Origin of the sequence: Chryseobacterium oryzae (genome assembly GCF_022811665.1) — a bacterium.
Taxonomy (GTDB): Bacteria; Bacteroidota; Bacteroidia; order Flavobacteriales; family Weeksellaceae; genus Chryseobacterium; species Chryseobacterium oryzae.
Genome location: NZ_CP094529.1, coordinates 1,482,612 through 1,497,309, shown reverse-complemented (window position 1 = coordinate 1,497,309; position 14,698 = coordinate 1,482,612). Strand labels below are relative to the sequence as shown.

The following is a 14,698-nucleotide window of genomic DNA, read 5'->3' as shown; positions in this document are numbered from 1 at the left end:
TAAAATTGAAATTATCCCTAATTTGAATAAATCACAAATTTAATAACATACTTAATATAAAAATTACGATAAGTCTTTATTTTCGTTTTAAATTAATTATGCGCTTCATACGGTATTCATTTTTATATCAGTCACTTTTGTGTATATGTCTGATAATCTAAATTATTTGTATTCTTATTTTTTATGATAAGTATTCCGGGTTTTTAACTTTTTCAGGTTGATATTAAATTATTTTTTTTTTGATTCCTATCAATGAAACTCCAAATTTCTTTGCCATATAGAATCTTTCCTTTATTTTAGAAATGTTGAAATTACATTTATTATGATTAAAAAATCACTGATAATATTCTTAGGATTTGGGACACTTGCTTTTGGTCAGGTGACCAAAATTGTCAGTTATTTTCCGCTCAATAAGGTGGTTTTATCAGAAAGTATTTTCAGCAAAGCAATGCAGACAGACAAGAGCTATATGATGTCGATGGATGCAGACCGTTTGCTGGCGCCTTATCTCAAAGAAGCGGGTCTCAATCCTAAAAAACAGAATTACCCGAATTGGGAAAATACAGGATTAGACGGGCACATCGGCGGTCATTATCTTTCAGCATTGGCGTTGATGTACGCTTCCACAGGCGATCAAAAAATAAGACAGCGCCTGGATTATATGGTGGACGAATTAGAACGCTGTCAGGAGGCTTCCGGAAATGGCTATCTCTCTGGCGTGCCGAATGGCAAAAAAATCTGGAAAGAAATAGCCGAAGGCGATATTCGTGCAGCCACTTTCGGTCTTAATGACCGTTGGGTTCCGTTATACAATATTCATAAAATCTATGCTGGCTTGCGCGATGCTTATTGGTATGCAGACAATGCGAAAGCAAAAAAAATGCTCGTTAGACTTGCAGATTGGATGGTGCAAGAAGTCTCTCAGCTTTCTGATGCTCAGATTCAGGATATGTTGCGCAGTGAGCACGGCGGACTGAACGAGGTTTTTGCGGATGTGTACGATATTACAAAAAATCAAAAATATCTAACTCTCGCCAAGCGTTTTTCTCATTTGGCGATTCTTAACCCATTGCTGATTCATGAGGACAAACTCACCGGCATCCACGCTAATACACAGATTCCGAAAGTTATAGGATTCAAAAGGATTGCAGATTTAGAACATAACAAAGAATGGAGCAGTGCGGCAGATTTTTTCTGGAATAATGTTACCCAAAAACGTTCAGCCATTATCGGCGGCAACAGTGTGAGCGAGCATTTTAACCCAACCAACGATTTCAGCGGAATGATAAAAAGTATAGAAGGCCCAGAAACCTGCAATACCTACAATATGCTGAAGCTGACCAAAGAACTTTTTGCTACCAATCCAAAATCAAGTTATTTAGATTTTTACGAAAAAGCTTTGTACAACCATATTTTATCCACTCAAAATCCCGAAAAAGGTGGTTTTGTCTATTTTACGCCGATGCGCCCCGGCCATTACAGAGTATATTCTCAGCCAGAAACCAGTTTTTGGTGTTGCGTGGGTTCGGGTTTAGAAAATCACGCCAAATATGGTGAGATGATTTATGCCCATACGGATAACGATTTGTACGTCAATCTGTTCATTCCATCTGTTTTAAAATGGTCAGAGAAAAAAACAGTGCTGAGGCAAGAAAATAATTTTCCCGAATCGGCTTCTACAAAACTAATATTTGATGTCGTTTCAAAATCAAAAATCAATTTGAAAATCCGTATCCCTGATTGGTGCGACAAAAACCAAATTGTTATCTTGGTGAATGGCAAAAAATCTAATTTTATTATTGACAGTCATGGTTATGCTAATCTCGACAGACCATGGAAAAAAGGCGATGTTGTAGAAATAAAACTGCCAATGCACCTTTCTGCGGAGCAGCTTCCGGATCATTCCGATTATTATGCCTTCAAATACGGCCCTGTTGTTTTAGCAGCAACTTACGGAAAACAAAATCAGGACGGGCTTTTTGCTGATGACAGCCGAGGCGGTCATATTGCCCACGGACCACAGATTCCGCTGAATGAGATCCCGACTATTTTGGGCAATTCGGATGCTGTTTTGGCTCATTTAAAGCCTAATAATGCCAATGATCTGAGTTTTAAACTCGATGGTTTGTATCCTCAGAACAAATTCGGAGACGGGTTAGAGCTTGTTCCGTTTTATAAAATCCACGAAGAGCGTTATATTATTTACTTTCCTCAGGCGACAGAAGATAAAATCCAAATTATTCAAAATCAGAAAGCCAAAGAAGAAGAACAGATCAGAAAGTTGGAGCGCATCACCGCAGACAAAATTCAGTTGGGCGAGCAGCAACCAGAGTCCGATCATTTCTTCGACAGCAAAGATTCTAACACCGGATATATGGAAGACCGCCATTTTCGCGAGGCAAAAAGCTGGTTTAGTTACCAGATGAAGAACAAAAATAAAAATGCAAAATACCTCTACATCACATATTTCGACACCAACAACAGAACGCTGAATGCCGAAATTAACGGATCGAAAGTTTACTCAAAAGACTTCGACGGAAAAATGGGGATTTCTCCACAATTTTTGTTGATCCCAATTCCGGATTCAGAAAAAAATAAAGAAATCCTGAACGTGAGATTCAGTTCAAAAGAAAAATCTCTGACGCCAAAAATTATCGAAATCCGCTTACTAACCAATGAACCACAATAGAAAATCGCCCCCTATGTTGTTAAATTATTTTGGGCAGCTTTATCCGTCCTCCGTTCCCGCTTTTTTGTTCCGCTGCGCTGCACAAAAAGAGCTCCACTCAGGCCGGGCTGCGAGCGATTCGGCTTCAGAAATTTAGCAATCACCGTTTAAAAATAAAAAAAATGAATCATAAAAACATAACCAGAATCCTGACTTTATTGGTCTGTACATTCATCAGCCTGCTTTTCGAGGCAAAAATTACGCTTCCCAATTTGGTTTCAGACGGGATGGTTTTGCAACGCAACCAAAAACTCAACATTTGGGGCAAAGCCGATGCCGGAGAAAGGGTAGAAGTAAAATTTCTCAACAAAAACTACAAAACGGTAGCAGACCAGCAAGGAAACTGGAAAATCTCACTTCCCGAGCAAAAAGCAGGTGGTCCTTACACAATGACCATTAACGAAATCTCGCTGAAAGACATTATGATTGGTGATGTCTGGCTCGCTTCCGGACAATCGAATATGGAATTGCCGATGCGTCGGTTGACTCCCTTATACAGCAACGAAATAAAGAATGCTAATAATCAAAACGTCAGATTTTTCACGGTTCCTCAAAAATATAATTTTAAGTCACCACAAACAGAACTAGATGGCGGAAAATGGGAAGCTACCAATCCTCAAACCATTCTTAATTTTTCTGGCGTGGCGTATTTTTTTGCTAAAGAAATAAGCGAAAAAAATAAAGTAGCGGTGGGCATCATTCATTCTAGTTTGGGCGGTTCTCCGATCCAGGCTTGGATGGACGAAAAATCGCTTAAAAAGTATCCCGAATATCTGGATGAAGCCAAAAAATGGCAGAGCGATGAGTTGATAAAAACCACAGAATCTAATGAACAAGCCGCAGGTAAAGCCTGGTATTCTGAGCTTGACCAACGCGATTTAGGACTCAACCAACATTGGGAGAATTTTGATTTGGATGATTCCGCTTGGAAAACAATGACAATCCCTGGTTCTTGGGAAGATAAAGAAGGTGCTTTTGATGGTTCTGTCTGGTTCAGAAAAGAAATTGTTTTAACTAAAAATCAGGCAAAAAAACCTGCATTTTTGAATCTTGGGAGAATCAAAGATGCCGATGTAACCTACATCAATGGTGTGAAAGTGGGCAACGTAACCTACGAGTATCCGCCGCGTTGGTATGATGTTCCTGCGGGGATTCTTAAAGAAGGCAAAAATGTTATTGCTGTTAGGATTTCTAATGGTGGTGGCAGAGGAGAATTTATCAAAGATAAGCCGTATTACCTCGAAGTTGACGGTCAAAAAATCGATTTAAAATCCGAATGGAAATATAAAATCGGTGCTAAAATGGAAAAAATGGCGCCGGGAACAACCTTCATCCGTTGGAAACCAACCGGTTTGTACAATGCGATGATTAATCCTTTAATTAATTACAGCATCAAAGGTGCACTTTGGTATCAGGGCGAAAGTAATACCGGAAAACCTTCTGAATATCGCGATTTGCTTACCACGATGATTACCGATTGGAGAAGCAAATGGAATCAGAAAGAGATGCCGTTTTTAATCGTTCAGTTGGCTAATTTTATGGAAGCAAAATCTCAACCGATTGAAAGCAACTGGGCAGAATTCAGAAATCAGCAGCGTTTGGTTTCGCTGGATGTTCCAAAAACCGGATTGGCCGTTACTATTGATCTGGGCGAATGGAATGATATCCATCCTCTCAACAAAAAATCAGTAGGTGACCGTTTGGCTTTGCAGGCTTTGAAAATTGCTTATGGACAAAATATTTTGGCGGACGGACCGGTTTATCAATCCATGAAAACGGAAGGCGATAAAGTGGTACTCACCTTCAAATCAGGAACTGATAATTTTGCAAAAGTTGGAGCGCTGACAGGCTTCAGTATCAAAAATTCTGACGGCAAATGGTCTTGGGCAAAAGCCAAAACAAACGGAAAAAACATAGTAGTTTGGAGTGATGCTGTATCTCACCCAACTGCTGTACGATACGATTGGGCAGATAATCCGGATGGAAACCTGAAAAATACAGCAGGACTTCCGGCATTACCTTTCACCACAGAGAAATAAAATATCAATTAACAATAATCATTTATCCATCATCAAAATGAATAATCCATCTCAAAAAATATCTGTAGTCGAAAAAATCGGTTATAGTTTGGGAGATTTGGCGGCCAACTTGGTGTTCCAGACTTTGGTAACTTATTTGGCCTACTTTTACACCGATATATACGGACTAAAGCCCGAAACCGCATCTGTTATTACCCTGATTGTAGGGTTGGTGGCAGGTTTTGGTTTCAATCCTCTGATTGGTGCTTTGGCAGACAGAACCAGAACCAAATGGGGGAAGTTCCGTCCCTGGATTTTGTTTTCTGCCGTTCCGCTTGGTGCAGCTGCGCTTTTTGCATTCAGTACTCCCAATTTTTCGTATCAGGGGAAAATCATTTATGCCGCTGCCACATACAGTATTTTGCTGTTGCTTTATGCTGCGAATAATTTGCCTTATTCTGCCTTAAGTGGCGTAATAACGGGTGATATGGGAGAACGGAATAGTATTTCGTCTTATCGTTTTGTAGCGGTGATGTTTGCACAGTTTTTTGTTCAGGTTTTTATGTTGCCGATTATTTTATCAGCAGGAAAAGGTGACAAAGCTGCCGGAATCGAAGTGGTTATGACGTGGCTTGCCATCATCGGGACGATTATGTTGATTATCACTTTTTTAACAACCAAGGAGCGGGTAATCCCCAAACCGGAACAAGAATCTAGCCTGAAAGACGACCTGAAAGACCTTAGCAAAAATAAACCATGGCTGATTACATTAGCGGTAACAGCACTTATTTTCGTTACGCTGGCGATGAAGGGCGGTTCTTACGTTTATTATTTTAATAATTATGTGGATGAAAATTCGCTCAAGAATTTCATTTCGCCTATTACCGGATTTTTCAGTTCCATCGGGATGAATTTCTTTGGCGAAGATCCACGTTCCGCAGGTTTCGGATTATTTAATGCGGGTGGCATTATTATGATGATTGTCGGCATCACATTTTCGAAACGATTTGCAGATAAATATGGCAAAAGAGACACTTTTATGGTATCGTTGTTTATTTCGACTTTGTTTGTTCTGGCATTTGTATTTTTCCCTCCAAAATCTGTCGGTTTGATGTTCTTTTCCCAAATTTTGCACGGCTTTTTCTATGGCATCAGCACACCATTGCTTTGGGCGATGATTGCCGATGTCGCCGACTATTCTGAATGGAAAAACAACCGCCGCGCCACAGCAATTATTTTCTCGGCGATGATGGTTGGTTTAAAAGTGGGTCTCAGCATTGGTAGCTCTTTGGTTTCTTCTATTATTGGGCATTACGGCTACATTTCTTCTGAAGGTGTGGCAAATGTCGTTCAGCCAGAAACGGTTGCAACCGGTGCCAAGATGCTGGTAAGCGTTTTCCCGGCAATACCGTTTTTTATCGCTTGCGCATTGCTGTTGTTGTATCCCATCAACAAAAAAATGGAAATACAATTGGAGCAGGAGCTCAAAGAAAGAAGACAATCTGAGAATTAATTGATCTTTTTTTGGGCAGCTAATCCGTCTTCCGCTCCCGCTTTTTTCTTTTTTGAGAAAAAAGAAAAAGAGCTCCGCTCAAGCCGGGCTGCTGTCAATTCGGGATATCAGAAATAACTAGAAAAATTAAACTATGAAAAAAATAATCGCTTTATTAGGAATTTTAAGCCTTTCGGTCTCGTGCAAAACAGCTCACTCCGTATCGAGCAAAGATTCTCTGAAAGATGCTTACAAAAACCAATTCTATATTGGGACAGCAATGGATTTGCCTCAGATCCATGGTACCGATATAAAATCAGATGATATTATCAAAAAACAATTCAGTTCCATCGTGGCAGAAAACTGTATGAAATCGATGTTCATCCAGCCGCAGGAAGGGAAGTTCTTTTTCGATGATGCCGATAAATTCGTGGAATTCGGGGAAAAAAACAAAATGTTTATCATCGGTCACACCTTGATCTGGCATTCGCAATTACCAAAATGGTTTTTTGTGGACAACAATGGTAAAGACGTTTCTCCGGAAGTTCTGAAACAACGGATGAAAAGCCATATCAATACGCTTGTAACCCGATACAAAGGTCGGGTAAAAGGTTGGGATGTCGTCAACGAAGCCATTATGGAAGACGGAACTTACAGAAAAAGTAAGTTTTACGAAATCTTGGGCGAAGAATTTATTCCGCTTGCCTTTCAATATGCACAAGAAGCTGATCCCAACGCCGAATTATACTACAACGATTACAACGAATGGTATCCAGAAAAAGTAAAGACGGTCATCAAAATCGTCAACAATCTAAAATCCAGAGGAATCCGTATTGATGGCGTTGGGATGCAGACGCACGTTGGATTAGACACTCCAAAACTAGAAGAATACGAAAAAGCCATCGTAGATTATGCATCGTCAGGCGTAAAAGTAAACGTTACCGAAATGGAAATCAGCCCGTTGCCATCTCCTTGGGGGACATCTGCTAACGTAGCCGATACTGTAGAATATCAGGCTAAAATGAATCCCTATACCAAAGGTTTGCCCGCAGATGTTGAAAAAGAATGGGAAAACCGTTATCTGGATTTCTTTAAGCTATTTATCAAACATCAGGAAAAAATAAGACGCGTAACACTTTGGGGCGTAACAGATAATCAATCGTGGAAAAATGACTTTCCGGTAAAAGGCAGAACCGATTATCCGCTCCTTTTCGACAGAAATTTCCAAACCAAGCCTGTTGTGGAGAAAATCATTGAATTAACTAAAGGCAAATAAGTCTAAAATCTAATATCTAAATTCTAAATAAAGAAATGAACAAATCAAAATACCTCTTCCCGCAAGATTATATGGCAGATCCTTCGGTACATGTTTTCGAAGACAAATTATACATCTATCCGTCTCACGATTGGGAAAGTGGCATCGAAGAAAATGATAACGGCGATCATTTTGACATGAATGACTATCATGTTTTCTCTTTGGATGATGTAGAAAACGGCGAAATAACAGACCATGGTGTGGTGCTTTCGGTAAAAGATATTCCTTGGTCGGGCAGACAGTTGTGGGACTGTGATGTGGCTCATAAAAACGGCAAATATTATATGTATTTCCCACTAAAAGACCGAAATGACATTTTCAGAATCGGGGTTGCGGTAAGCGATAAACCTTACGGACCATTTGTTCCGGAAAAACATCCGATGTTGGGAAGCTATAGTATAGACCCTTGTCTTTTCGAAGATGATGGCAAGCATTATATGTATTTTGGCGGAATCTGGGGCGGACAATTACAACGCTACCGCAATAACAAAGCTTTAGAATGTGCCTTATTGCCACAAGATAACGAGCCTGCAATTGCTTCTAAAATTGTGGCTTTGAGTGATGATATGCTGGAGTTTGGCGAAGAACCAAAAGATGTTGTAATTCTCGACGAAAACGGAAATCCTTTGCTTCATGGTGACAAACACCGCTTTTTCGAAGCCTCGTGGATGCACAAATACAACGGGAAATATTACTTCTCATATTCCACAGGAGACACCCATCTGATTTGCTATGCAACGGGCGATAATCCTTATGGACCTTTTACTTTTCAGGGTGAAATCCTAACGCCGGTTGTTGGCTGGACCACGCATCACAGCATTGTAGAATATAAAGGGAAATGGTATCTCTTCTTCCACGATTGTGTACCAAGTGAAGGTAAAACCTGGCTTAGAAGTATGAAAGTGGTTGAGTTGGAGTATGATGAAAATGGCAAAATCAAAATGATTGAAGGTTTAGATAGCCATTAATACACAAGGATTTTAGCCCGTTTAAAAGACAATATCGAATCTGGTTCAGCTAAAACTTAAATTATGAATTATTTATCAATACAACATTTTCGAAGATATATTTTATGCTTTCTAATCATTCCGTTAATGGCTTTTGCTGAAGACGGAAGCCAGCTGTGGCTGAGATATCCTTTCAATTCCAAAACCAGAAATATTGTTAACTCAAACAGTAAAAGTCCGACTATTGAAATCGCAAAAAAAGAACTGAATCAGCATTGGACAGGGCAAGCTGTGGATTTGAAGATTGATAAACTTCCGGCAAATTTTAAAGACGGATACAAAATCATTTCTACTCCAAAGAAAATCAGCATTTTGGCAAAAACAGATTTGGGATTGTTGTACGGGAGCTACCATTTGCTAAATATGCAACAGCAGAAAACCAGTTTTTCTAATCTTAAGCTCGAAGAAAAACCTTCTTATGATGTAAGAATCCTGAATCATTGGGATAATCTGGATGGAACGATTGAGCGTGGCTATGCGGGACATTCGTTGTGGAAATGGGAAGATTTGCCAAATAAAATTTCGCCAAGATACGAAGAATATGCACGCGCCAATGCATCCATCGGAATCAATGCAACGGTACTGAATAACGTTAATGCGTCCCCGAATATGCTTCGGGAAGATTACCTTAAAAAAGTCAAAATTTTAGCAGATATTTTCAGACCTTATGGCATCAAAGTGTATCTTTCGGTCAATTTCTCATCACCAAAAGTTTTAGGAAAAACCGAAAATTCTGATCCACTGAACCAAGATGTCCAAAAGTGGTGGAAAGACAAAGCTGCCGAAATTTACAAACTGATTCCGGATTTTGGCGGATTTTTAGTCAAGGCCAATTCAGAAGGTCAGCCCGGGCCGCAGGATTATGGAAGAACCCACGCTGATGGCGCTAATATGCTTGCCGATGTTCTGAAGCCTTATGGCGGAATCGTGATGTGGAGGGCATTTGTGTACAGTCCGAGTAAAGAAGACCGTGCGAAACAGGCGTATCTGGAATTTGTTCCTCTGGATGGGAAATTCAGAGATAACGTCATTATTCAGATCAAAAACGGACCGATAGATTTTCAGCCAAGAGAAGCCTTTAATCCACTTTTCGGAGCATTGAGAAAAACGTCTGAAATGGTGGAGTTTCAAATCACTCAGGAGTATTTGGGTTTCTCCAATCATTTGGTTTATCTCGCACCTTTATTCAAAGAAACCTTGGATAGCGATACCTATTCGGATGGGCAAGGTTCTACGATTGCAAAAATTACGGATGGCACATTGCGTCCGGCAAAACTCACAGCAATTTCTGCTGTTGCCAACATCGGCGAGGATAAAAACTGGACGGGTCACCATTTTGCACAAGCCAATTGGTATGCATTTGGGCGGTTGTCGTGGAATCACGATTTGTCATCGGAACAGATTGCAGATGAGTGGCTTAAAATGACCTTTAGCGATAACAAAAAATTTGTGAATCCTGTAAAAAATATGATGCTCAGTTCTCGGGAAACAGCGGTAGATTATATGATGCCGCTTGGTCTTCATCATATTTTTGCAAGTGGTCATCATTACGGGCCAGAACCTTGGGGCGATTACAAAGGCGGAAGACCCGATTGGTCGCCGGTGTATTATCATCAGGCGAATGCAGAAGGAATTGGCTTCGATAGAACCAAAACCGGCAGCAATGCGATTTCTGATTATTTTCCGCCACTTAATGAGATTTACGGTAATATCAAAACCACGCCGGAAAACCTGATTCTCTGGTTTCATCATGTGCCGTGGGATTATAAAATGAAAGATGGAAAAACACTTTGGGACGAGCTATGTTACAAATACGATTCGGGCGTTCTGGGTGTTAGAGGCTACCAGAAAACCTGGGAGAATATCAAACCTTATGTTGATGCGCAAAGATTCTCTGAGGTTCAGGAAAAATTAAAAATTCAGGCAAAAGATGCCGTTTGGTGGAAAGATGCATGCCTGCTATATTTTCAGACATTTTCCAAAAGACCAATTCCGTCTGATATCGAAAAGCCTGTTCATGAGCTTGAAGATTTGAAGAAAATCAAACTCGATATGGGACATCATAATTAAACAAAATGCCGCCCTGTCTAAGAAAACAGAGCGGCATTAACTATATGAACCTTTATTTTTTATTTTAAACTAATCATTCTACTGAAAATATCGCCGTTTCTTTCAACAGCTATAATGTAATTTTCAGATGTTTTTGGGTTTAGTTGAAAACTGATATTTATATTGCCATCCTTCGGAGTTCTTGCTTCATTAAAATAGATGTTATTAGATAAATCTTGTACCGAAACATTTACAGAACCTTGTAGATTATCCATTTTAAGGCTAACTTTATTTCCGTTGATAACAAATTCCGGTTTAATGATTTCTTTAACAGGAGTTTTCTCCAAAGTCATATTTTTACGGTTAATCTGAATTTTGTATTTTTCAAGCTTATGCTCCGATTCTGCGATTAGAAAATAAGTTCCATCTTCAAAATTACCCATGTTGTACGTCTTTGTAACGTGATTCAGATTTCCTACTTTTTCAGAATAAATCTCTCCATCTGCATCATTGTAAATAAATAAAGAAATATTTTCAGCATTATTTACTTCAAAGCTCAATGTTTGCGATGCAATATTCCCAAAAGAAATAGAAAAATCTTTCTCTTTACTCATTGCCTTGGAAGATATTAGAAGTGCACCTGCAATGCTTATAATTTTAAATACATTCTTCATATTATACCGTGTTTATTGTTCAATGATTACATAGCAAATGTATGTTGATTATGTATTTTATTTTAGAATGAAATTTTCATATTTATATTCTATTTTAACATTAATTAATTGTTAACTGATTATAGTGAGTTAATTTAAGCTATATTTGTAAATAAATTTTCCATGAAGCATCATAATCCTGCCTTTGAAGCAATAAATCCCAATATTGGAAGCAGTTTTACTTCGCTGAAGTTTCAAACCAATGAGAATATTAAATCTCATTTTTGGCATTATCATCCTGAGATTGAGTTAATACTGGTAAAAGGAGGTTCTGGAAAAAGACAAATAGGAAGCAGTATTACTTACTTTAAAGATGGGGATCTCGTTTTAATCGGGAGTAATTTGCCCCACTGCGGATTAACCAACGAAAATACCAATAACGAACATGAGATTGTAATTCAGTTCAAACCAAATTTTTTGGGTGATAAAATTTGGGAGGTTCAGGAAATGGCAAAGATTGCGGCAATGCTGGAAAAATCCAAAAGCGGAATGGTGTTTGGTGATGAGATAAAAAAAGCCATAGGCAGTAAAATTTCTCAGATGCATGAACTACAAAGTGTAAATAAACTTTTAAAATTCTTTGAAATTCTTCATGATCTTTCTGTTTCTGAAGATTACAGAATTCTGAATGCGGGTAAATATTACCTTCAGACTCATGTGGAAGATAATGAAAGAATAAACCGTATTTTCAATTACGTTAAAGATCATTTTAAAGAACAGATTACTTTGGAAGAAATTGCAGAACTTGCAAATATGAAAGTTCCTTCTTTTTGTCGGTACTTCAAGAAAATAACAAATAAAACCTTCACTCAGTTTGTTAATGAATACCGCATTACCCATTCTTTGAAGCTTCTTGCAGAAAAACCAATGAGTATTACAGAAGTATGTTTTGAGAGTGGTTTCAACAATTTCAGCTATTTTAATAAAACTTTTAAAGAGTATATTAAAAAAAGTCCGTCTCAGTACAGAAAAGAATTTAATTTTCTGATTGTATAAATTCCATCAAATAAATGTATATTTAACACTTAAAATTATTTGCTTAATTTTCCATTTAAAATGATTTCTGAAAATAAGTGAATATTTATATTTAAGTTGAACATTACAATAAAAACTTTAATGAAGGAGAAGCTAATTCAGAACACGAAAGATGCATTTAGATTTGTTTTTGAAACCGAGCCGGAAAGAATTTTTCTAGCTCCCGGAAGAATAAATATTATTGGTGAACATGTAGATTACAGCGATGGGTTTGTACTTCCGGCGGCAATAGATAAACATATTTGTTTTGCGGTAAGAAAAACAGATGATGCCGAAATCACATTTTTTGCTAAAGATTTCAATGATACTTTCAGTTTTAATGTTAATGAAAAACAATCACCAGTTTCAAAAATATGGGCTAATTATTTATTGGGAGTTTTTAATGCTATTCAGGAAATAGGAAAAGAAGTCGGAGGTTTACAGATTGCTTTTTCCAGCAATATACCAATGGGTTCTGGTTTGTCGTCTTCGGCAGCATTAGAATGCGGTTTTGCGTTTCTTCTCAACGAAATTTTCAGTTTAAATTTAGATAAAAAAGAACTGGCAGTCATTGGTCAGAAGTCCGAACATACTTTTGTGGGAGTAAAATGTGGTATAATGGATCAGTTTGCTTCGGTTTTTGGGAAAGAACATCAGGTAATAATGCTCGATTGCAACTCTCTGGAACACCAGTATTTTGAAGCTAATCTTGAAGGCTATAGTTTGGTTTTGTTCGACAGTTGTGTAAAACATACACATCTTACATCAGGGTATAATGACCGTAGAAAAGATGTCGATCGCGGCAAAAAAGTTCTTGGGGAAAGATTTCCCGAGGTAGAAAAGTTCAGAGATTTCAGTATTGAAATGCTGGATGAATTAAAAGATGAAATGGGAGAGATTTCTTACAAAAGATGCCGCTATCTTCTCGATGAAATTGAAAGAGTACAAAAAGCAGCTGAAGCTTTGGCAAAAGGTGATGTTTCATCTCTTGGAAATCTCCTGATAGAAACACATAACGGACTTTCTACCGAATTTGAAGTAAGCTGTGATGAACTCGACTTTATGGTGGAAAAAACCTTGCAAGAAAATGGAGTAGCAGGAGCTAGAATTATGGGTGGTGGTTTTGGCGGTTGTAGCATTAACTTGATAAAAGATAAGAATGTAGATTTGGTAATAGAAACTATTGCTAATCAATATAAAAAGGCTTTCGATATCGAAATGAAAGTTTACAGAGTGAAAATATCAGACGGAATTAATGAATACAATAGAAATGAAATCATCGTTTGACCATAAAAAAAATCCGCACAGAAGATACAATCCGCTTTTGGATGAGTGGATTTTGGTTTCACCACAACGTGCAAACAGACCATGGCAGGGACAAACCGAAAAAAGAATAGAAGAGAAACTTCCTATTCATGATGAAAGCTGTTACTTGTGTTCTGGAAATATTCGTGTAAACGGTGAAAAAAATCCAAATTATAAAGGAACGTATGTTTTCGATAATGATTTTGGATCTTTAATGAAAGATGATGTTGAATTCCCGCCTCAGAAATCAGATTTTTTCTCTCTGCAACCAGAAAGAGGCATCAATCGTGTGATCTGTTTTTCGGATAACCACAGTTTAACTTTACCGGAAATGGAGGTTGAAGACATTAAAAATGTAGTTGATCTTTGGCAAAAACAATATGAAGAGTTAGGAAATATTGATTATATCAATCATGTACAGATTTTCGAAAATAAAGGTCAGATGATGGGATGCAGTAATCCACATCCTCACGGTCAGATTTGGGCACAATCTTCAATTCCTTCTCTTGTGGCAAGAACTCAGGAAAATTTTAAAGCGTATTTTGAAAAAACGGGAAAATCTCTTTTGTCCGATTACATTCAGCAAGAACTCGAAAAGCGAGAAAGAATTATTCTTGAAAATGAAGATTTTGTAGCAGTTGTTCCGTTTTGGGCAGTTTGGCCTTACGAAACTATGATTGTAAGCAAAAGAAAAATAGAAAATCTGATACAGTTTTCCGAAACCGAAAAATTATCTCTCGCATCCATCATTAAAGACTTAACTACAAAATACGACAATCTTTTTGAAATGTCATTTCCATATTCAGCAGGAATTCATCAGTCGCCAACAGACGGAGAATTACACCCGGAATGGCACTTCCACATGCATTTTTACCCGCCTTTGTTAAGAAATGCCGAAGTGAAAAAATTTATGGTAGGCTACGAAATGTTGGCAGAAGCCCAGCGAGATATTACTCCTGAGCAAAGCGCAGAAATATTGAAAAATCTATCCACTGTTCATTATAAAACAAAATAAAAAACTTATTTTATCTTTGCAAAGCCTTTATAGCAATAGAAA

The 14,698-nt window shown here is 38.1% G+C and carries 10 protein-coding genes; 9 read left to right on the top strand and 1 reads right to left on the bottom strand.

From position 1 onward, the window contains the following. The first annotated feature begins 322 nt into the window (after window positions 1-322). From MTP08_RS06960 to MTP08_RS06935, 6 genes are all read left to right on the top strand, one after another. Complete coding sequence (locus MTP08_RS06960) at window positions 323-2,689, top strand: glycoside hydrolase family 127 protein (RefSeq protein WP_243577660.1); 2,367 nt, start codon at window positions 323-325, stop codon at window positions 2,687-2,689. Window positions 2,690-2,850: 161 nt separating this feature from the next. After that, window positions 2,851-4,767: a sialate O-acetylesterase gene (locus tag MTP08_RS06955; RefSeq protein ID WP_243577659.1), complete on the top strand. Its 1,917-nt coding sequence runs from the start codon at window positions 2,851-2,853 to the stop codon at window positions 4,765-4,767. Between the two features lie 37 nt (window positions 4,768-4,804). Next, window positions 4,805-6,259, top strand: coding sequence for an MFS transporter (locus MTP08_RS06950; RefSeq protein WP_243577658.1), 1,455 nt, complete (start codon window positions 4,805-4,807; stop codon window positions 6,257-6,259). Between the two features lie 133 nt (window positions 6,260-6,392). Next, window positions 6,393-7,514 (top strand): endo-1,4-beta-xylanase, encoded by a 1,122-nt coding sequence (locus MTP08_RS06945; RefSeq protein WP_243577657.1) that lies wholly within the window; start codon window positions 6,393-6,395, stop codon window positions 7,512-7,514. Window positions 7,515-7,549: 35 nt separating this feature from the next. Then, window positions 7,550-8,521 carry a glycoside hydrolase family 43 protein gene (locus tag MTP08_RS06940; RefSeq protein ID WP_243577656.1) on the top strand — a complete coding sequence of 324 codons (972 nt, stop codon included), beginning with the start codon at window positions 7,550-7,552 and terminating at the stop codon, window positions 8,519-8,521. Between the two features lie 63 nt (window positions 8,522-8,584). Continuing rightward, window positions 8,585-10,630 (top strand): alpha-glucuronidase, encoded by a 2,046-nt coding sequence (locus MTP08_RS06935; protein ID WP_243577655.1) that lies wholly within the window; start codon window positions 8,585-8,587, stop codon window positions 10,628-10,630. A 59-nt stretch (window positions 10,631-10,689) separates the two neighbouring features. Here the strand turns inward: MTP08_RS06935 and MTP08_RS06930 are convergent, their stop codons facing one another. Next, window positions 10,690-11,283 (bottom strand): hypothetical protein, encoded by a 594-nt coding sequence (locus MTP08_RS06930; protein WP_243577654.1) that lies wholly within the window; start codon window positions 11,281-11,283, stop codon window positions 10,690-10,692. 162 nt (window positions 11,284-11,445) lie between these two features. On the opposite strand from MTP08_RS06930, the gene MTP08_RS06925 reads away from it, so the two are divergent. The 3 genes from MTP08_RS06925 to MTP08_RS06915 all read left to right on the top strand — a co-directional run bounded on the left by MTP08_RS06925 (window position 11,446) and on the right by MTP08_RS06915 (window position 14,656). Then, a complete protein-coding gene (locus tag MTP08_RS06925; RefSeq protein WP_243577653.1) occupies window positions 11,446-12,318 on the top strand; it encodes an AraC family transcriptional regulator in 873 nt (290 codons plus the stop codon). Between the two features lie 120 nt (window positions 12,319-12,438). Continuing rightward, on the top strand, window positions 12,439-13,623 hold the full coding sequence (galK, locus tag MTP08_RS06920) for a galactokinase (protein ID WP_243577652.1): 1,185 nt from the start codon (window positions 12,439-12,441) through the stop codon (window positions 13,621-13,623). Further along, a complete protein-coding gene (locus tag MTP08_RS06915; RefSeq protein WP_243577651.1) occupies window positions 13,592-14,656 on the top strand; it encodes a UDP-glucose--hexose-1-phosphate uridylyltransferase in 1,065 nt (354 codons plus the stop codon). The genes galK and MTP08_RS06915 overlap by 32 nt, the downstream gene beginning before the upstream one ends. Window positions 14,657-14,698: the final 42 nt, after the last annotated feature.